Raw genomic sequence first — 18,268 nt, 5'->3', positions numbered from 1 at the left:
TGAGACCTCCATTATTTGATAATGACTTTGCCGTGAAACATGTTCATGCCACATGCGTAATCGAATTCGCCGGACTTGCTGGTGTCAATGGCAATTGCGTGGGCTTGATTTTGCGGGAGAAATTCGTTAATCCCAAAGTCGGGGAAGACGACTTGTTCCAGACAGCTGGACGGATCCTTGCGGTTAAAGGTGACCGTGGCCGGTACGCCCTTCTTTAAGACCACCGTGCTAGGGGAATAGCCCCCGCTGACTTCGACGTCCACGTCTTGCGTGTGGTCACTGACCGCGGCATCGACAGCGGCGGTCGCGTGATTGCCGAAGAACCACCAGGCAATGAAACCAACGAGAATAATGGCAACAATTAGAACAATAAGTTTAATCATGAGGCGGATCTCCTTCTTGTTTACATTTGTAATCCTTAACTGATGAGTTAAGCATACCGCCATCGTTTACAATTGTCAACGATAAAAATCCGGTATGCCAAGATGATATATTTTTTTGGGTATAGAAGTGGGGTGGTGGCAATCGTGAGAATCAAAAAGAGTCCAGGCCATCAGCCCAGACTCACGTTATGCTATTTCAGTTGCTTCACTAACTTTGGATTATAAACTAATTTTTGAATGTGCTTGGTGATTCTTCCCATCCGGGGGAAGCCGCTAAAGCCGCTTTGACCGGCGCCGTGGGTCATGATGACCAGGACGTAACGTTGACCGTTGGGCAGGGTGACGATGCCGGCGTCGTTGTTGGTGTCTGCTAGCCAGCCGACCTTGTCAGCGACGACGGTTCCCTTGGCTGCGGCAGTCGCACCGGCGGGAATACCATCACGATAAACCTGTTGTTTCATTAAGGATAACAGCCAGGAACGGTTGTGGGCATTGTTAAATGGCGCCTCGGCCCGTGCTAATTTGACCAGCACCTTGCGCAGACTCGTGGCGGTCGTGGTGGCCTCCTGACCAGGCACGAAGGTTGGTGAATACAAGCCCTCGTTGGCGAGAAATTCATTGATTCCGCTTAAGCCATAGGTGTCGAGGATGCCCTCAGGGAAATCATTGGCGCTATTCACGATCATCCGGTGAAAGCCATCCTGATTGGTCGGCGTCCAGGTGTAAGCGTGCTGTTGGCTGAGGTGAAAGAGGTAGGCCGCAATGAACAGCTTGTAGGTGCTGGCCGAAACCTCGGGCGTGTGGGCATTGGCGGATGCCGCCAGCTTGCCCCGTTGGTAAAATTTCTGGGCAACGGGTGACTGGGCGGCGCGACTACCGGGCACGGCGCCGAGATTGTAGAAACTTACGCTGGTGTTGCCATCGGCGGTGATGTGCTTCAGATATGTATGCAACTGCTTCTTGACGTGGCGCTGCTCACGCGTGATCTGTCGACTGGTCGTTGGCTGTGGAGACGCTGTGGTTGCTTGGGCCTGCGTGGCGTTTTTTTGCCGCGCTTGCACGCTAAAAATCCCGGTGAAGCCAAGTACCACGATGGCAGCGGCCATCACGATGATTCGGTACTTAAAGAGTAAGTGACCGATTGAATTCGGACGAGCGTGTTTCATTGGCATATAATCACTTCTTTAATGTTGGTCTACTGAACTAATTAATGGTTTTAATTATACGCCCAATTTTGGGCGGCGTATACGTGAAAATGACGGGAGATGGGAGAATTTAGCCAGTTTAAACTTGAGACGCCAAACAACACTGGCCGCTTACCGTCTGCCGTCCACCAGATGTGGGTTGGATTGCTGTGGGCAATCGTCAGACTTCCTGCACCAACCCATCAAAGAAACGTTTCAATGAAGTCTTGCCGCCAGTAGTGCGGGTGCCTTCCAGCAGGAGCATTTCACTCCGCACATTCTTATATTCATATAGGGTGTTGGCATATTCGACCACGATTTCATCCCCCATGCCGTCCAGACTGATATTGGCCAGGTTGGTCAGTCCCGTCTTGATGGCCCGGCGAATGCGCTGGAACATGATTTTCTTTTCCCGGTCGTCGATGTGGTAGGCCGCATTGAAGTCAATTTCACGGAAGCTCAGGTTCTGGTCGAGCATGATCTGCGCGATGGCTAGAATGTCTGAGGACCCCGCTTCAGACGTAATCCCTAGGAAGCGGAGAATCGACAGGATCTTTTCCTTTTGATGTTGCTTCTGGTCAACGACGGGCGCCGTGGCCACGGCCCCACCGCCAACGAGCGACTGGATATTGTTGAGCTTGGTTGCCATCTGGACGCTCTGGGAGACCTTTTCAACGACAGTCTTCACTTCAATGATGTTGATTGGTTTATCAATGAAAAATTCAATTCCCGCTTCGTAGGCCTCGGCCCGCAGATCGCTGTCCTTAACCTGTGAGATCATAATAGCCCGCAGCGTCGGTTTGAGCGTCTTGAGTTTTTTGATCAATTCAATCCCGGAGATGCCCGGCATCAAGAGATCAGCCAGGACAATGTCGACATCCATGATCATGATATCGGCCAGGGCCTTCTTGGCGTCATGGGCAATGCCAATCACCGTGTTCTCGGGGTTCTTTTCCAAAATCTGACGTAAAATCATGGGAATCGACGGGTCGTCATCGACAATATAAAAATTCATTAGGCATCTGCCTCCTGTTCTAAGCGTTTTTTACTGAGTTTGACGGTAAAAGTGGTGCCCTTCCCCAGTTCGGATTCAACGTGAATGTCGCCGTCGAACTGTTCTTGGGCAATGATCTTGACGTGGGACAGGCCAATACCCCGGTAGACGTCACCGTTTTCGTTGAACTTGGTGGTGAAGCCTGGCTGAAAGATCATGGCCAGCGTCTCGGCATCCATTCCACTGGCGTTGTCACTAACATTTAGCAAAATATCACTGCCGCGATCGACCACGCTGACGATGACGGCACCGCTGGGGCGGCCCTCCATGGCGTCGACACTGTTAAAAATCAGATTGGAAAGAATGGAGACTAAGTAGTAGTGATTGGGCACCATCAAGTCGACGTGGTTGTGGACCTCGATCGTGACGTTGGGAAACTTGGGCTTGATGGATTCACGGATATAGTCGGTGGTGACCTTCAAGATGTCTGCCAGCTGCATGGCCGTATCGGTGTCGTCGTTGAAGTAATCGCCCAGACCCCGAATCACGTTTTGATAATCCTTCTTGATTTCGTGCACGTCGCGGGCAATTTGCAAGGCCTTGTCGCGTTCCGCCTCGCTCACGTTTTCCTGTTGCAGGTCTTGGTTCAAGAGGTAGGCGTTCTTCATGACGTTTTCAATCTCGCTGATATTTTTGCGCATGAAGTAGACCTCACTGTTCACGGCTGAGGCCACCCAGATGAAATGGTAGTAGCGTTGCTCATGATTTTCTTGTCGTAGCATTAATTGGAAGTAATGGTACAAAAAGGCCAAGAGGCAGCTGACCAGACTGCGGATGAGGGCCGTGATGAACAGAATCTGGAAGAGCTGATACGTATAATGTGAAAAGCTGGTCAGCAGGCTGACTTCTAGCAGATTGGCCACGTAATCGCAGAGCACGATGGTTAGGAAGAAGGTCGTGTTGCTACGTTGCCCACGCCGCCAGTATAGGAGGTAGTAAATCAGACCGTAACACAAGTAAAAGGCCATGTCGGCCAAAATATAAATAACATTGTCATGGGAATCGACATCGTGACTGATGAACAGCAGAATTCCGCGAAAGACGGGCGAGGCCACCGCCACGGCGACGGTCAGCGAGATGGGGTTAAAATCCCGATTGAAGTAGAGAATGACTGGCAAGATAAAAACGGACAAGGTGACGATAAAACCGGGTGCATATGTTTGAAAATTCACTTGTGAGGCCAAAGCAATACAAATCGCTGATAAGCCAATTCTTTGGTAGCGTTCGTGCGTGAAGAAACGGGACTGCTTAAACATGAATTTTACTCCTTAGAAAAAGTTTTAACAAAGTTTTGAAGCATTTTGAAGTTTTATGAAACCGCTTACTATACTAGTCATTGTAAATAACAAAGGAGGAACTTACAATGTTTAATCTTCGTAACCGTAGCTTTTTAACTTTATTGGACTACACCCCAAAGGAAATGGGCTTCTTACTGCAATTGGCTGAAGACCTGAAGAAGGCCAAGTACGCTGGGACGGAACAACAAAAATTAGTCGGCAAGAACATTGCATTGATTTTCGAAAAGAGTTCCACGCGGACGCGCTGTGCCTTTGAAGTCGGTGCCTATGACCAAGGCGCCCACGTGACCTACTTAGGCCCTACTGGTACGCAAATGGGCAAGAAGGAATCCGCTGCTGACACGGCACGGGTACTGGGCGGCATGTTCGACGGCATTGAATATCGTGGGTTCTCCCAACGGACAGTTGAAACCTTAGCCAAATACTCCGGGGTACCGGTTTGGAACGGCTTGACTGATGAAGATCACCCAACCCAAGTGCTGGCTGACTTCTTAACTGCCAAGGAAGTTCTGAAGAAGAACTACAGTGACATTCACTTTACTTATGTGGGTGATGGCCGGAACAACGTGGCCAACGCCTTGATGATCGGTGGCGCAATCATGGGGATGACCTTCCACCTGGTTTGCCCTAAGGAATTGAAGCCAACCAAGGAACTGCGCGACAAGGTCAATGCCATTGCGGCTAAGACAGGCGCTGACATCTTGATCACTGATGACATCGACGAAGGGGTTAAGGGCTCTGACGTGCTCTACACCGACGTTTGGGTATCCATGGGTGAACCAGATTCAGTTTGGAAAGAACGGATCGAATTACTCTCACCATACCAAATCAATAGCGAAATGATGAAGAAGACGGGCAACCCTGACGTAATCTTTGAACACTGCTTACCTTCATTCCACAATGCTGAAACCGGCGTGGGTAAGGAAATCGCTGACAAGTACGGCATCACTGAAATGGAAGTTACTGACGAAGTCTTCGAAAGCGATGCTTCAGTTGTCTTCCAAGAAGCTGAAAACCGGATGCACACCATTAAAGCTGTGATGGTCGCAACCTTAGGCGAATAATCGGAGGCGTACAGATGGCTAAAATCGTAGTTGCTTTGGGCGGTAACGCCTTGGGCAAATCTCCAGAAGAACAATTGAATTTAGTGAAACACACGGCTAAGTCCTTGATTGGACTGGTCGCTGCGGGTCACAAGGTCGTCATCAGCCACGGCAACGGTCCCCAGGTTGGCGCCATCAATTTGGGCATGAACTTTGCCGCTGAACACGGCCAAACGGCAGCCTTTCCGTTCCCTGAATGTGGGGCCATGAGCCAAGGCTACATTGGCTATCATTTACAACAAAGCCTGCACAACGAACTGCACCGCCAAGGCATTCAAAAGGATGTTGCGGCCGTGGTCACGCAAGTAGAAGTCGACGAAAGCGACCCGGCCTTTGACCATCCCACGAAACCGGTTGGGTCCTTCTACAGTAAGGAAGACGCCGATAAAATCGTGGCGGAAAAGGGCTACACGTTCGTTGAAGATGCTGGCCGTGGTTACCGGCAAGTTGTCCCATCACCACTTCCGAAGGCCATCATTGAAATCAAGAGCATCAACGACTTGATTGAAAATGATAACTTGGTCATCGCTGGCGGTGGGGGCGGGGTGCCCGTTGTCGACACGGCTGACGGTCTCAAAGGCGTGCCAGCAGTGATTGACAAGGACCGCTCCAGTGCCTTGTTAGCCGCAAACATTTCCGCAGACCAACTGATTATTTTGACGGCCGTTGATGACGTTTACGTCAATTACGGCAAGCCAGAACAACAAGCACTGCGGGAATTGTCCAGCGCAGATGCGCAACGCTACATTGATGAAGGTCAATTTGCGCCCGGCAGTATGCTACCGAAGATTGAGGCTTGCTTAGGCTTCGTCGCTTCCGGTAACGGTCGGACTGCATTGATCACGTCACTTGATCACCTCGATGACGCCTTAGCGGGCAAGGTCGGGACCCTGATCAAGGCCTAAGAAATTAAATTAACGGAACGTGGTCCAATCGTGCGGTGATGTTGGTGACACCCGTTCTTGGACCACGTTTTTCATTTGCTAAGCGTCAAATCACTTAAAGGGGTGAACTTAATGGATGCATCAGTAGAACCAAAACCCAAAAAGAAATTCAAATTAAGAATGCCCGGCGCGTTCGTCATTTTATTCATTCTGACCATCGTCGCCGTTTTCGCGACTTGGATCATTCCGGCCGGTTCATATTCTAAGCTATCATATAGCGGCTCACAACTCCAGATCTCCCGGCCTTCCGGGAAGACGGTCAAGGTGCCCGCCACCCAGGAACAACTGGATAAACTGGGCGTTAAGATCAATATCAAAGAATTTACGTCTGGGGGAATCACCCAAGAAGTCTCGATTCCCAACACGTATCACCGGTTGAAGCAACGGCCGGCGGGACTCGGCGCCATCACCAGTAGTATGGTGCGGGGAACCATCGAAGCCGTTGATATTATGGTGTTCATCTTCGTATTAGGGGGCCTAATTGGCGTGGTTAAAGCCAGTGGGGCCTTCGAATCCGGCTTGATGGCCTTAACGAAAAAGACCAAGGGCCACGAATTTATGCTGATCTTCATGGTGTCCATCTTGATGGTCCTCGGGGGAACGCTCTGTGGGATCGAAGAAGAAGCCGTGGCATTTTACCCGATTCTGGTGCCCATCTTCATTGCGATGGGCTACGACTCAATCGTCTGTGTGGGGGCTATCTTCCTCTCCAGTTCAGTCGGGACGGCCTTCTCCACGATTAACCCGTTCTCCGTGGTTATCGCGTCTAACGCAGCTGGGATCAACTTTACCGAGGGGATCAGTTGGCGGATCGGTGGCTTAGTGGTTGCCGCAATCTTCGTGCTCTTCTACCTGCACTGGTACAGTAAGAAGGTCAAGGCGACCCCGTCATTCTCCTACACCTATGAGGATAAGAGTTCCTTTGATAAAATGTGGTCCGTCTCCTCTGACGACACCAGCAATCAGGACTTCACGTTACGTAAAAAAATTATCCTGATTCTGTTCGTGATTACCTTCCCAATCATGGTGTGGGGCGTTATGTCCCAGGGCTGGTGGTTCCCAACCATGGCCTCCTCATTCCTGTTATTTGCCATTATCATTATGTTCATGACCGCTACCGGTAAGTACGGTATTGGTGAAAAGGGCGTTGTGGATGCCTTCACGAATGGGGCGGCCAGTCTGGTCGGGGTTTCCCTGATCATTGGGTTGGCACGGGGCATCAACCTGGTTATGAATGAAGGGATGATCTCAGATACCATCCTGCAATACTCCTCATCACTGGTCGCACACGTCAGTGGTTCGGTCTTCATCATTGTCATGATGCTGATCTTCTTCGTCCTGGGCTTCATCGTGCCATCCTCATCAGGATTGGCTGTGCTGGCGATGCCAATCTTTGCGCCATTGGCCGATACGGTCGACATTCCGCGGTTCGCCGTGGTGACCGCTTACCAATTCGGGCAATACGCAATGCTCTTCTTGGCACCAACTGGTTTGGTCATGGCAACGCTGCAGATGCTGGACATGAAGTACTCACACTGGTTCAAGTTCGTTTGGCCAGTGGTGGCCTTCGTGCTGGTCTTCGGTGGTGCCATCCTGGTCATGGAAGTCATGCTGAGCTAAGGGTGACTGCCAGCTATCACAGTTTCAGAATAATGATGAGCAACGAAAAAAGTCGACTTGCGGGTCGACTTTTTATGTGGATAAATACCATACTTTTAAATTTGTTTAATAAATCACATGCCACGACTACCAAAAACTGCTAAACTAAAATCATGAGCAAATAAAACGGTTACATAATTTAAAGGAGGACTTCATCCATGAAGTATCGGCAGTTAGGTAAATCAGGATTACGTGTCAGTGAATTGGCGTTGGGCAGTTGGATGACCGACGTTAGCGACACTAGCAAGCAGGATCTGGCGGCGCAAAGCATCAAGTTGGCCTACGAGAAGGGTATCAACTTCTTTGACTGCGCGGACGCTTACAGCGGTGGTGCGGCCGAGCGGTTCTTGGGGAAGACGTTGAAAGAGCTGCCCCGCAAGGAATTGGTTCTATCCAGCAAGGTGTTCTTCCCGACCGGTGACGGCGTGAACGACCGCGGTCTCTCACGCAAGCACATCACGGAATCGCTCGACCAGTCGCTGACCAACATGCAGACGGACTACCTGGACCTGTATTTCTGTCACCGCTTTGACCCTGAAACACCCCTGGCAGAAACGTTGAGCACCCTCAGCGGCTTGGTGGATCAAGGCAAGATCTTGTACTACGGCGTGAGTGAATGGCGGCCGGTCCAAATTCTGGAAGCACAACTGATCATTCAAGAACGCGGCCTGCACCCGATGACGGTGGTTCAGCCGCAATACAACATGTTTGACCGCTACATCGAGCATGAGTTGCTGGATGTTTGTGAAAAGTTGGGACTGGGTGTCGTGCCATTTTCACCGCTGTCCCAAGGCCTGCTGACCGGGAAATACCGCAAGGATCAGGCCATTCCGGCAGGCTCACGGGCCACGTATCAAGGACAAATCAAGGCCTTGTTGACGGATGCCAATTTGGACAAGGTCGAAGCACTGCTCAAGATGGCCCAGGAATTAGATACCGACCTGGCCACGTTTGCCTTAGCTTGGGGATTACGTGATTCACGAATCTCCAGTCTGATTACCGGTGCCAGCAAGCCAGCTCAACTGCAAAATAATTTGAAGGCGTTGGACCTTGAGATTCCGGCTGAGTATTATGACCGAATCGACCAGTTATTTGGGTTTAAGAAGTTCTCGCGGCAGATCGGGTAGAGTTGGGCTTCGCCACCCCGTGTGGTATGCTTATTAATCGTAAGCACCCGTGACACGGGGAAAGGGAGGGACCATTTTGGCTTTAACGACCGCCAAAAATTTTTTACTACTGACTGAACACATCGACAAGCGACCGATGCTGCGGACCCGGTTCACCACGCAGGCCTACCTGGTGTTGGCCGCCGTGCTGGACCTGGTCGACCAGGGCATTCTGGCCGTGAATGGCGACCAAATGGCGATTGCCGATGCCGCGCGCTTTGACCAGCTACCGCAGTACCTGAACGCCTTTAAAATTCGCCTCAGGTCGGATCTGGCGCAGGATGCCCACCTCAAGACCGCACTGAAGTTGGTCACCAGCTGGGATATCGTCAATGCCCTCTATGATGGCTTGGGGGCCGAAACGTTGGCTGAGCAGACCACGGAACGGGTCATTTTTCAAAATAACTTAAAGCCCCACGTCATCTACGAACCCACCGCTGCCAGCCGACAACGGGTCCGCGATGCACTGCTGCAGCAGTTATTGGCTACGCAACCAGCCGGCGCTGCCTGGAATTTATACGTGATTTTAGCCCAAGAACAGGCGTTGACCTGGCTGTTTTCTGCCGATCAACTGGCACAGTTGCGGGCTGCCGTGGCGGCGCATCCCGGTAGTGCAACGGCTAGTAGGCTGGCGACTCAGGCCGGCGATATCATTCAAGCCAAGAAATTCGAAATGGACGGCTGGTTAAGCTAAAACTCGGCTGTCAAGAAAAGATTCTTCAATAAACTGTTGAAGAATCTTTTTTTAATGGACAAATGGTCTAAAAGATTGCTAGATTGCGACTTAACCGCATTGGTCGGTCACCTTACTAACGGATTAATTATGCCGGCTAGACTTGTTTTAGCCGCTTGGGGGACCTATGATGAAATTGTGAACTAATTCTCAAAAGGAGATGGGTGGCATGTCATTAACGATTGCTGCTTTACGAGAGGCCCCCGGGGAAAACCGGGTCGCACTCTCGCCAGAAGTCGTGCGTAAACTGGTAAAAGGTGAGTTTCAGGTCTTGATTGAAACGGGGGCCGGTGACCGGTCGTTTTACCCGGACGCGGTCTTTGAAGCCGCGGGTGCTAAGATTTGTGACCGGCAAGCCGCAATTCAAGGGGCCGACGTCTTGGCCACGATTGGCCAACCGGGTAAGGATGTCGTCGACCAACTGAAGGCTGGTCAGACCCTATTAGGGTTGTTACAACCCCTGACGGATTTGGACTACGTGAAGGAATTGGCGGATAAGAAAATTAATGCGTTGGCATTTGAACTCTTGCCGCGAACCGTTTCCCGGGCTCAGAGCATGGATGTCCTGAGCTCGCAAGCCAGTGTGGCCGGCTACAAGGCCGCCTTGTTGGCCGCGGACCGGTTCTCCCGGTATTTACCAATGATGATTACGGCCGCTGGGACCGCTAAACCCACCAAGGTTCTGGTTCTAGGGACCGGGGTGGCGGGTCTGCAAGCCATCGGAACGGCCAAACGGCTAGGCGCGATGGTTTCTGGCTACGACATCCGGCCTGCTTCTCGCGGTGAAGTCGAATCGTTGGGGGCCACGTTTCTGACGACCTCTGTTTCGGCAACTGGTGAAGGCGGGTACGCCCGGGCATTGACCCCGGAGGAAACCGCCCAGCAACAGGCCGAGTTGGCTGAATTCATTGCGCAAAATGACGTCATCATTACCACGGCACAGGTTCCTGGACGGCGGCCACCATTGTTAGTCACCCAGAAATCCGTTGATGCGGCCAAGGCGGGTACGCTGTTCATTGACTTGGCGGCCAGCGACCTCGGCGGCAACGTGGCCGGTTCCCAGCCCGACAAGACCGTGACCACGGCCCAACAAGCCCAAATCATCGGCGCGGGTGATATGGCCAGCCAGTTGCCCGCTTCGGCTTCCGACATGTTTGCCAAAAACGTTCAGGCCGTCCTCAACGCCATTATCCAAGATGACCAATTGGTTTTGGATGTCGACGATGAAGTGGTCGGTGAACTGCTGGCAACGACCAACGGCGAGATTATCAGTAGCCGGGTCCGGCAAGCCATGAAGTTGCCCGACCGGCACCCCGCCAAGCCAGCGGAATCAACTGATAGTAAAGGAGTTGATTAGCCATGAGTCAGGAATTATTTACGAATTTAGCGATTTTTGTCTTAAGTCTGTTAGTGGGGTTTGAAGTCATGAGTAAAATCCCCGCGACCCTACAGACGCCAATGATGTCCGGGGCAAACGCGATTCACGGAGTCGTTGTCGTCGGGGCGTTTGTTATCGCCGCGGAGGCCAACAGTGTGCTGTTTTACGTGTTGGCCTTTCTCGGGGCCTTCTTTGCCGCTGTCAACGTGGCTGGTGGTTACACCGTGACCGACCGGATGTTGGGCATGTTTGACCGGAAACCGGCCGCGAAGAAGGGGGAGGCTGAGCAGAAATGAGTGCGCTAGAAACAATTTCTTCGTTAATTTATTTAGTCTCGGCGGTCTGCTACGTCCTGGGGGTCCACTTTATGCGGTCCCCGAAGACCGCGCGGCGGGGCAATGGCCTGTCTGCGGTCGGGATGTTTCTGGCCGTGATCACGATCATCGTGACGATTATTGTTGAAGGGAAAATCGATCCTATCGGCTGGGTCGTCCTGTTAGTGGGCCTGGCGCTGGGGATTCTCTACGGAGTTGTCAAGGCGCGCAAGGTGCCCATGACCGACGTGCCCCAACTGGTCAGCCTCTTTAACGCCGTGGGTGGCGGGGCCGCTGCCACGATTGGGATCTTCGATTACCTCTTGAAGGGCGACGGGGCCACGCTCAGTGTGGCCTTCTCGCTGCCCGTCTTGCTGGACGTTATCATTGGGGGCATCACGTTCTCCGGCTCGTTGATTGCCACGGGGAAGCTGTCCGGTCACGTTTCTGGGAAGCCGATTAGTTTTCCGGGGGCGCGCCTGTTAAATATCATCGTCGTGCTGGCGATTTTGGTGTCAGCCTACCTGATGATCGGGCTGCCGACCAACGTTTGGTACGTGACCTTAGCGCTGGCCATGAGTCTGGTCTTTGGTCTGCTGATGACTTTGCCAATTGGTGGGGCCGACATGCCGGTGGTCGTGTCACTGTTAAACGCCTTCACTGGGTTGGCCGTTGCCTTTGCCGGCTTTGTCATTAACAATCAAGTCCTGATCATCGCCGGGGCCTTGGTCGGGGCCGCCGGAACCATTTTGACCTTACAAATGGCTGATGCCATGAACCGTTCCGTGGCCAATATCTTGGCGGGCGGCTTTGGAACCGGTGACAGTGACAGCGGTGCCGCGGCCAACGATGTGCCAGTCGACGTGAAGGAAACGTCCGCTGACGACATTGGGCTACAGCTGGCCTATGCCCACAGCGTCATGATCGTGCCAGGCTACGGGTTAGCCGCCGCGCAAGCACAACATGAAGTCGCCGAACTCGCCAAGGTCTTGACGGACCAAGGTATCGTGGTCAACTACGCGATTCACCCAGTTGCCGGGCGGATGCCGGGGCACATGAACGTGCTGCTGGCCGACGTCAACGTGCCTTACGAACAGATGAAGCAGTTGGATGATGCCAACCCAATGTTTGAAAGCACCGACGTTTCCCTGGTCATCGGGGCCAACGATGTCACGAACCCGCTGGCCAGAGAAAGTGGAAACGCCATTTCTGGGATGCCGATTTTGGACGTCGATAAATCCAAGTCGGTCGTCGTCATCAAGCGTTCCATGAGTACCGGGTATGCGGGTGTGCAAAACCCACTGTTTGCGATGGACAACACGCAGATGTTCTTCTCCGATGCTAAGAAAGGCCTGCAAGAAATCGTTGCGGCGACGAAGCAGTACTTGGCTTAACTTATGGATGGGACAGTGTCATGAGGGGTTCAATTGTTGCCAATCAAACACTATTTCAGAACAAATGAACGCAAGAAACGCGTCTCAATAACGCTTGTCGTGTAGTCGGCAAACGTTGCGGGGACGCGTTTTTTCTGTTGTGAAGATAAATTTTACGGCAACTGGCTTGTCAGATCTGTGTATTCATGTTATAGTGTACTAGTAAAATATAACACTAGGGAGGCAGGACAGATGAAATTTGATGATAAGGTACCAATTTACTATCAAATCAAGAATTATCTTTATCATGAAATGATGACTGGTCAGCTGAAACCCGGGGATAAGTTACCGGCCGTTCGCCAGTTAGCGGTGGACCTCACAGTCAACGTGAATACCGTCCAGCGGGCGCTCGGGGAAATGATTACGGAAGGCATTCTCGAATCCAAACGGGGAAAGGGGAATTTCGTGACGATGGAAGAACAACGAATTACCCAATTAAAGGAGAAGTTGGTCATGGAGCAGTTGGAGCGGGTCTACGAACAATTACATGCGTTGAACCTAACCGATGAACAGATTATTGATAGTTTGAAACGATTCATTGCACAAAGGGGGCAGCAAGATGACGAACGTCTTAGCAATCAAGCAACTCACTTATAAACACAACCTGAAAACCATTTTAAATGACATTGATTTAACGCTGGAAACAGGCAAAATCATTGGCCTGCTCGGTGAAAACGGTGCGGGGAAGACGACCTTGATGCGGCTGATTACCGGTAGTGCCAAGGGTTCCGGGACCATTGCAGTGTGTGGGGATAGCGTCACGGCCCATCACAAGAGTCACGTCAGCTTTACGGAACAGCTCCGGGGATTCAAAAGCAACACGCGGGTGGACCGCGTCGCCAATTTTTACCGGCTGGTCTACCCGGACTTCGACGGCCAACGCTTTGAAGAGCTGGTTACTTTCTTGCAGATTGATACCAGCCTGAAGCTGGGCGCGCTGTCCAAGGGGATGAAGGAAAAGGTAGTCATTGCTTTGACCCTGGCACGGCAAACACAACTATACCTGCTGGACGAACCGTTTAGTGGGATTGACTCCATGAGTCGTAAGAAGATTATTAGCAGTATTATCAAATGGAAGCCGGCCGACGCCACCATGGTCATTTCCGACCATTACGTGTCTGAGATTGCGCCAATTCTCGATGAGGTGGTCATCGTCAAGGACCAAACGATTTACGCACATAAGGCCAGTGATGCGATTCGAGAAGAATTTGGCATTGGCATCGAAGCTTATTATGAAAGTTTGTATGAAGGGGGCGTCAGCCATGACTAGTTTTGGCAAAGTCTTTCAAGTGATGAGTCGTGAACGATTTCGGACCATCAATAAAATTATCTTGGCCGAACTGGCCGTGATTGCCGGGACGCTGCTGTGGAGCGTGGCCACACGGGGGATTCAAAGCGGCGAATTCTTCGGCGTGACCGCGGCCTGGTCGGGGCCAGCCTTGTTTGCGGCCTTTGTCTTCATGGCCGTGGCCAACGAACACGTGTATACCCGGGACACTTACCGGCTAATTCCGATTGGCGAAACAAAATTATATACCACGAATTTGTTATCATCATTTCTTGTGTACGTCTACTTCGGCGTTGTGCAGGTCGTTCTCTACGCGATTACCAGCACGATTGATGTGAAGTTCTTGGAAAGTCTGTTACGAGGGATGACGGGGCCAGATTACTCGACGGCCGAGTCCTTTGCAATCATGGTTGGCCTAGTACTGATGGGGCTAGCGCTGGTTATCCTCGGTTGGACCACGATTTCGCTGGTTCATCTGGTCGTCAGTGCCACGAACAACTTCCTGCCAAATGTCAGCCGGCGGGCCGTTGACACGGTGCTGTACATCATCGTCATTTACCTGGTCGTCCGGGTGGCGGCCTTCATTCTCCACGAGTTCAATAACTTGAGTGGTATGATGAGTGCCGGCGGGCAAATGCAGTTTACCCTGAACATTGTGGGTATCCTGGTGATTGCCGCAATTGAAGCCGTAATCAACGTGGTCCTGCTGAAGAAGTGGGTTGAGACGATTCCGAATTAAGTTTGACTTGATTAACTGAACAGCATGTGGCGGTCACCGGAACTTGGTGGCCGCTTTTCGCGTTGTCATGCGGGGTGATAGCCTTCAACTAAAACGGATGGTTGAACGAATTGATTCAGTGCAAACAACATTTAACCAGCAGTTACGTCTCTCATTGACAAGCCCAAACATCGTTAGTATGCTGAATAGAGCACGCTTTTACAATTCTCAATTCTGGAAGGTCGTTTACCTACATATGCATAAGAACCGCTTCTCCTTTAGCTTGATCATGGTCGGTGCGTTCCTGAGCGTCTTGAACCAGACGCTGATGTCCACCGCCTTACCCGCCATCATGCGGGCGTTTCACATCACGACTGCCCAGGGACAGTGGCTCAACAATGGTTACTTATTGATCAACGCCTTGATGATTCCGACCACGGCGTATCTGATCAAACGCTACACGACGCGTCAACTGTATTTGACGGCGTCGCTGATTTTTATCGTGGGGTCCGTGATTGGGGCCACCGCGGCCTATTACCCGATTCTCATCATTGGCCGGATGATCCAGGCGTTGGGTGCCGGTATCATTATTCCGTTAGTCAATGTCGTGGTCATGACCTCCACGAAGCCCAGCGAACGAGGCGCCGCCATGGGCATCGTCGGGTTGGCGTTGAACCTGGCGCCGGTCCTGGGACCCACCGTGGCCGGGGGTATTTTGACGCATCTGAGTTGGCCATACTTATTCGGTTTGACGCTGCCACTGATGTTGGTGGACGTGGCGTTAGCACCGAAATTCTTGAAAAATGTGGGTGAGTTGAACAAACAGCGACTGGACCGAACGGGGTTACTCCTGTCCGGTGTGGGCTTAACGCTGGCGCTGTACAGCTTTTCCAACGTTGGTGAGACGGCGTTTTGGTCACTCAAGGGGGTCGTCCCGTTGGTGGCTGGGGCAATCTTGCTGGGGCTATTTGTGAAATGCCAATGGACCAAGCCGCAACCGCTGCTGAACCTCCACGTCTTTCGTTACCGGCAGTTCAATTTGCCGCTGATTATCAACATGTTGTTAATGGTGACGATGTACGGCAACGCCATCATCATTCCGGTGCTGGTCCAAAATGTGTTCCACCAGAGTGCCTTTGTGTCAGGGCTGACGCTACTACCAGGCTCGGTCTGCACGGCCATCATTTCGCCGCTGAGTGGCCGCTTTTATGATAAATATAATTTCCGGCGGATGGTCATGGTCGGTCTGACGATTGATATGAGTGGGTCGTTATTGCTGAGCGCCACGGGCAGTCACTCGTCGATGGCCTACGTGGTCGCCGGCCAAACGATTCGTCAGTTGGGGCTGGTACTGGTGTTGATTCCCATCCAAACCCACGCGTGGTCGATGCTACCGCTGGCCATGATTCCCGATGGTGTGGCCGTTTACAACACGCTACGGCAGGTGGCGGCCTCATTTGGAACGGCCCTGCTGGTGGCCATCATCAGTCTGACCAGTACCAGTCACATCCACTGGTCGATGAACAGCCAACTGGTCGGCATTAAGTTCAGCTATCTGTTGTCGACCGTGATGGTGTTCGTGTGCTGGTTGCTGGCGCGACAATTGCGGAAGGCTGATGGGTTGGGAGAAGTGCCTGAGAAATGAACAAGTAAAGACGCAACCATCGCCGGCTGCGTCTTTTTTAAATGAATAAATAATAAAGACCACTGAGGCCGATGAAGACATAGATTACGCGCTTCATCGTGGCGACGTTGAGGCGGGTCAACAGGTGGGCCGCGATGGTGGTCCCGGTGACGGCGCCCAGCATGCCAATGATGATGAAAGGAACCAAGTGCATGGTCACGATGCCGCTGGCGACCCGCAGCGTGGTGATGTAAAAGGTGTCAATCAAGAAGAACGTCTGCAGGTCGGCCAGGTATTGTGGCAACGAGCGGGCCTTCGACAGAAAGTACAGCGCCATGAGGGGGCCGCCAATCCCGAAGAGGCCATTGAAGAAGCCAGAGATGATCATGAAGGCACCGGCCACGTACCAGGGATAGGCGGTGTTTCCCGAATTTTTATTAAATGAAAAATATAATGACAACGCCACCAATAGCCCGCCTAGCATCATCCGCAACAGGTGAACGTCCAACACGTGGCCCAGGTGCACGGACCAACTGGCCACGCTGGCGTAGATCAGAAAGGGGATGATGATGCGTTTCAGCCGAATCTCGTGGCGGTTGCGGTACACCAGGGTGAGCACGCTACCCAGCATCATGAGCCCCGCGACCCCTGCGCTTTGGTCGATGGGTAAAATGTTGGGTAAAAATATCATCATAATGATAACAGCGCCGAACCCCGTCAGCCCCTGCACCAAGCCGCCCAGAAAGCCGGCAATGACGACCAGTAACCAAGTCACATTGTTTCCTCCTTTAGTGAGACTCTCACACTAAGTGTGGCGGAAGTCCCCGGGGATGTCAACCGGTCGCCTGGCTTGACAGGGGGCCGGTAAGCCTGTTTAATGAGGTTAACAAAATGAAGAGGAGCTGTTTGAAATGGATGCGCGGACGACGCCTTACTTTTCCTTTGCTGATGCCAAAACGGCGGTTGCTTATTACCAAGAAGTTTTCGGGGCAACCGATGTGTACCGTCTCAGTCCTGATCGGAAACAAGCTGAAATTTTTGGGGTGCCAGCCGGCGTTGACCTGGCCGACATCACGATGTACGGTGGTTTTAAGATTTTAGGGTTGAACTTCAGTTTTTCTGATGCATTTGGCGGGCAAACGCAGCCGTCCAATCAGGTGTCGGTGATGTTGGATATCAATAGCGCCGACGCCACTGCGGTCCAGGCGTTGGATGACCTGTACGCCAAGTTGATGGCTTCCGGCAAGGTGACCGTGAAGATGCCGTACACCCAGCAATTTTGGGGGAACAAAATGGGGACGATCGTGGATCAATACGGCATCACGTGGATGCTAAGCTGCTCGCCTTGGGCAGAACAGCGCTAATTTTAGACAAGCAAAAAGCCCTCATCAATCCGAGATGAGGGCACCAGTTGATCCATAGGTTGCATCTGGAATGTACAGAGCAACTGGGCAGGCGCAAACCCGCATGACTAAGTGTACCTGTTTTCTCAGTGAATAGCTAGGAAAATCTGAGGAGTTGGTGAATTTGTTACCAGAAGGGCAAGTGGAAGGACGACAATGATGCAAAAAACGCGAATCATGCTGTACGTGCGAGACGTCGATTTGGTTGTGAAATTTTGGCAGGAAACTTTTGACCTCCCAGTAGTCGCGACGACACCGTTGCCGGATGGCTCACGCAACGTGGTCTTGGCTCTGGATGCGGGAACAGAGCTATCGTTTTTCTCCCGCGCCTTTATTCAACAGGTGTCGCCGGAAGTCGCGGATAATGTCCCGTCGCTGCTATTGTTTAGCGACCACTTCGAAGCGTTGCACGCCAAAATCGCCGCCGCAACGCCTATTGATGAAAGCCAAGGCCAACCGACCTTTAGTTTTCCTGATCCGGAGGGCACTTACTTTGCGGTCGCTAAGGCGATGGATGCGGACAACAACTAATTTAACTGAAAATCTCTTGCGGATCGATCTGCTAATGGGGTCGATCCGATTTTGC

The 18,268-nt window shown here is 52.0% G+C and carries 19 protein-coding genes; 14 read left to right on the top strand and 5 right to left on the bottom strand.

The window, feature by feature from the left end; all coding sequences use genetic code 11:
• Window positions 1–11: 11 nt before the first annotated feature.
• The 4 genes from NGM66_RS01410 to NGM66_RS01395 all read right to left on the bottom strand — a co-directional run bounded on the left by NGM66_RS01410 (window position 12) and on the right by NGM66_RS01395 (window position 3,877).
• Window positions 12–383, bottom strand: a complete 372-nt coding sequence (locus NGM66_RS01410) for a cupredoxin domain-containing protein (protein WP_208908306.1) — start codon at window positions 381–383, stop codon at window positions 12–14.
• 191 nt (window positions 384–574) lie between these two features.
• A complete protein-coding gene (locus NGM66_RS01405) occupies window positions 575–1,555 on the bottom strand; it encodes a serine hydrolase (protein WP_245155310.1) in 981 nt (326 codons plus the stop codon).
• A 193-nt stretch (window positions 1,556–1,748) separates the two neighbouring features.
• Entirely contained in the window at window positions 1,749–2,582 is an 834-nt protein-coding gene (locus tag NGM66_RS01400; RefSeq protein WP_208908314.1) for a DNA-binding domain-containing protein, read from the bottom strand.
• Complete coding sequence (locus NGM66_RS01395; RefSeq protein ID WP_208908316.1) at window positions 2,582–3,877, bottom strand: sensor histidine kinase; 1,296 nt, start codon at window positions 3,875–3,877, stop codon at window positions 2,582–2,584. The genes NGM66_RS01400 and NGM66_RS01395 overlap by 1 nt, the downstream gene beginning before the upstream one ends.
• Before the next feature lie 107 nt (window positions 3,878–3,984).
• Here NGM66_RS01395 and argF point away from each other — a divergent pair, with 107 nt between their 5' ends.
• The 12 genes from argF (at window position 3,985) to NGM66_RS01335 (ending at window position 16,300) form a co-directional block, all read left to right on the top strand.
• The gene (gene argF, locus NGM66_RS01390; RefSeq protein ID WP_208908318.1) at window positions 3,985–4,983 is read left to right on the top strand and encodes an ornithine carbamoyltransferase; all 999 of its coding nucleotides are present in this window, start codon (window positions 3,985–3,987) and stop codon (window positions 4,981–4,983) included.
• A 14-nt stretch (window positions 4,984–4,997) separates the two neighbouring features.
• Complete coding sequence (arcC, locus tag NGM66_RS01385) at window positions 4,998–5,927, top strand: carbamate kinase (protein ID WP_208908320.1); 930 nt, start codon at window positions 4,998–5,000, stop codon at window positions 5,925–5,927.
• A 111-nt stretch (window positions 5,928–6,038) separates the two neighbouring features.
• Window positions 6,039–7,586 (top strand): YfcC family protein, encoded by a 1,548-nt coding sequence (locus tag NGM66_RS01380; protein ID WP_208908322.1) that lies wholly within the window; start codon window positions 6,039–6,041, stop codon window positions 7,584–7,586.
• A gap of 197 nt (window positions 7,587–7,783) precedes the next feature.
• Window positions 7,784–8,752, top strand: a complete 969-nt coding sequence (locus NGM66_RS01375; protein WP_208908324.1) for an aldo/keto reductase family protein — start codon at window positions 7,784–7,786, stop codon at window positions 8,750–8,752.
• A 76-nt stretch (window positions 8,753–8,828) separates the two neighbouring features.
• A complete protein-coding gene (locus NGM66_RS01370; RefSeq protein WP_208908326.1) occupies window positions 8,829–9,485 on the top strand; it encodes a hypothetical protein in 657 nt (218 codons plus the stop codon).
• 208 nt (window positions 9,486–9,693) lie between these two features.
• Window positions 9,694–10,881 carry an NAD(P) transhydrogenase subunit alpha gene (locus tag NGM66_RS01365; protein ID WP_258115332.1) on the top strand — a complete coding sequence of 396 codons (1,188 nt, stop codon included), beginning with the start codon at window positions 9,694–9,696 and terminating at the stop codon, window positions 10,879–10,881.
• 2 nt (window positions 10,882–10,883) lie between these two features.
• Entirely contained in the window at window positions 10,884–11,198 is a 315-nt protein-coding gene (locus NGM66_RS01360; protein WP_208908330.1) for an NAD(P) transhydrogenase subunit alpha part 2, read from the top strand.
• A complete protein-coding gene (locus tag NGM66_RS01355) occupies window positions 11,195–12,610 on the top strand; it encodes an NAD(P)(+) transhydrogenase (Re/Si-specific) subunit beta (RefSeq protein ID WP_208908332.1) in 1,416 nt (471 codons plus the stop codon). Before NGM66_RS01360 ends, NGM66_RS01355 begins: the two co-directional genes overlap by 4 nt.
• Before the next feature lie 231 nt (window positions 12,611–12,841).
• Window positions 12,842–13,246 carry a GntR family transcriptional regulator gene (locus tag NGM66_RS01350; RefSeq protein ID WP_208908334.1) on the top strand — a complete coding sequence of 135 codons (405 nt, stop codon included), beginning with the start codon at window positions 12,842–12,844 and terminating at the stop codon, window positions 13,244–13,246.
• The gene (locus tag NGM66_RS01345) at window positions 13,209–13,919 is read left to right on the top strand and encodes an ATP-binding cassette domain-containing protein (protein WP_208908336.1); all 711 of its coding nucleotides are present in this window, start codon (window positions 13,209–13,211) and stop codon (window positions 13,917–13,919) included. The genes NGM66_RS01350 and NGM66_RS01345 overlap by 38 nt, the downstream gene beginning before the upstream one ends.
• On the top strand, window positions 13,912–14,676 hold the full coding sequence (locus NGM66_RS01340; RefSeq protein ID WP_208908338.1) for an ABC transporter permease: 765 nt from the start codon (window positions 13,912–13,914) through the stop codon (window positions 14,674–14,676). Before NGM66_RS01345 ends, NGM66_RS01340 begins: the two co-directional genes overlap by 8 nt.
• Window positions 14,677–14,911: 235 nt before the next feature.
• A complete protein-coding gene (locus tag NGM66_RS01335) occupies window positions 14,912–16,300 on the top strand; it encodes an MDR family MFS transporter (protein ID WP_208908340.1) in 1,389 nt (462 codons plus the stop codon).
• A 37-nt stretch (window positions 16,301–16,337) separates the two neighbouring features.
• Here the strand turns inward: NGM66_RS01335 and NGM66_RS01330 are convergent, their stop codons facing one another.
• The gene (locus NGM66_RS01330; RefSeq protein ID WP_208908342.1) at window positions 16,338–17,054 is read right to left on the bottom strand and encodes a sulfite exporter TauE/SafE family protein; all 717 of its coding nucleotides are present in this window, start codon (window positions 17,052–17,054) and stop codon (window positions 16,338–16,340) included.
• A gap of 136 nt (window positions 17,055–17,190) precedes the next feature.
• Here NGM66_RS01330 and NGM66_RS01325 point away from each other — a divergent pair, with 136 nt between their 5' ends.
• Together NGM66_RS01325 and NGM66_RS01320 are read left to right on the top strand one after the other, a co-directional pair.
• Window positions 17,191–17,643, top strand: coding sequence for a VOC family protein (locus NGM66_RS01325; RefSeq protein WP_208908345.1), 453 nt, complete (start codon window positions 17,191–17,193; stop codon window positions 17,641–17,643).
• A 195-nt stretch (window positions 17,644–17,838) separates the two neighbouring features.
• Window positions 17,839–18,213 carry a VOC family protein gene (locus tag NGM66_RS01320; RefSeq protein ID WP_208908347.1) on the top strand — a complete coding sequence of 125 codons (375 nt, stop codon included), beginning with the start codon at window positions 17,839–17,841 and terminating at the stop codon, window positions 18,211–18,213.
• Window positions 18,214–18,268: the final 55 nt, after the last annotated feature.

The organism is Levilactobacillus yiduensis (assembly GCF_024718525.1).
In the GTDB taxonomy this organism is placed as follows: domain Bacteria; phylum Bacillota; class Bacilli; order Lactobacillales; family Lactobacillaceae; genus Levilactobacillus; species Levilactobacillus yiduensis.
The sequence above is the reverse complement of the archived record's forward strand: the minus strand, read 5'-3'. Positions and strand labels throughout refer to the sequence as shown.

Excerpts from the sequence above, each read along its gene's own strand:
- NGM66_RS01410 (WP_208908306.1), bottom strand. The coding sequence starts at position 383 with ATGATTAAACTTATTGTTCTAATTGTTGCCATTATTCTCGTTGGTTTC.
- NGM66_RS01405 (WP_245155310.1), bottom strand. The coding sequence starts at position 1,555 with ATGCCAATGAAACACGCTCGTCCGAATTCAATCGGTCACTTACTCTTT.
- NGM66_RS01400 (WP_208908314.1), bottom strand. The coding sequence starts at position 2,582 with ATGAATTTTTATATTGTCGATGACGACCCGTCGATTCCCATGATTTTA.
- NGM66_RS01395 (WP_208908316.1), bottom strand. The coding sequence starts at position 3,877 with ATGTTTAAGCAGTCCCGTTTCTTCACGCACGAACGCTACCAAAGAATT.
- argF (WP_208908318.1), top strand. The coding sequence starts at position 3,985 with ATGTTTAATCTTCGTAACCGTAGCTTTTTAACTTTATTGGACTACACC.
- arcC (WP_208908320.1), top strand. The coding sequence starts at position 4,998 with ATGGCTAAAATCGTAGTTGCTTTGGGCGGTAACGCCTTGGGCAAATCT.
- NGM66_RS01380 (WP_208908322.1), top strand. The coding sequence starts at position 6,039 with ATGGATGCATCAGTAGAACCAAAACCCAAAAAGAAATTCAAATTAAGA.
- NGM66_RS01375 (WP_208908324.1), top strand. The coding sequence starts at position 7,784 with ATGAAGTATCGGCAGTTAGGTAAATCAGGATTACGTGTCAGTGAATTG.
- NGM66_RS01365 (WP_258115332.1), top strand. The coding sequence starts at position 9,694 with ATGTCATTAACGATTGCTGCTTTACGAGAGGCCCCCGGGGAAAACCGG.
- NGM66_RS01360 (WP_208908330.1), top strand. The coding sequence starts at position 10,884 with ATGAGTCAGGAATTATTTACGAATTTAGCGATTTTTGTCTTAAGTCTG.
- NGM66_RS01355 (WP_208908332.1), top strand. The coding sequence starts at position 11,195 with ATGAGTGCGCTAGAAACAATTTCTTCGTTAATTTATTTAGTCTCGGCG.
- NGM66_RS01350 (WP_208908334.1), top strand. The coding sequence starts at position 12,842 with ATGAAATTTGATGATAAGGTACCAATTTACTATCAAATCAAGAATTAT.
- NGM66_RS01345 (WP_208908336.1), top strand. The coding sequence starts at position 13,209 with ATGACGAACGTCTTAGCAATCAAGCAACTCACTTATAAACACAACCTG.
- NGM66_RS01340 (WP_208908338.1), top strand. The coding sequence starts at position 13,912 with ATGACTAGTTTTGGCAAAGTCTTTCAAGTGATGAGTCGTGAACGATTT.
- NGM66_RS01335 (WP_208908340.1), top strand. The coding sequence starts at position 14,912 with ATGCATAAGAACCGCTTCTCCTTTAGCTTGATCATGGTCGGTGCGTTC.
- NGM66_RS01325 (WP_208908345.1), top strand. The coding sequence starts at position 17,191 with ATGGATGCGCGGACGACGCCTTACTTTTCCTTTGCTGATGCCAAAACG.
- NGM66_RS01320 (WP_208908347.1), top strand. The coding sequence starts at position 17,839 with ATGATGCAAAAAACGCGAATCATGCTGTACGTGCGAGACGTCGATTTG.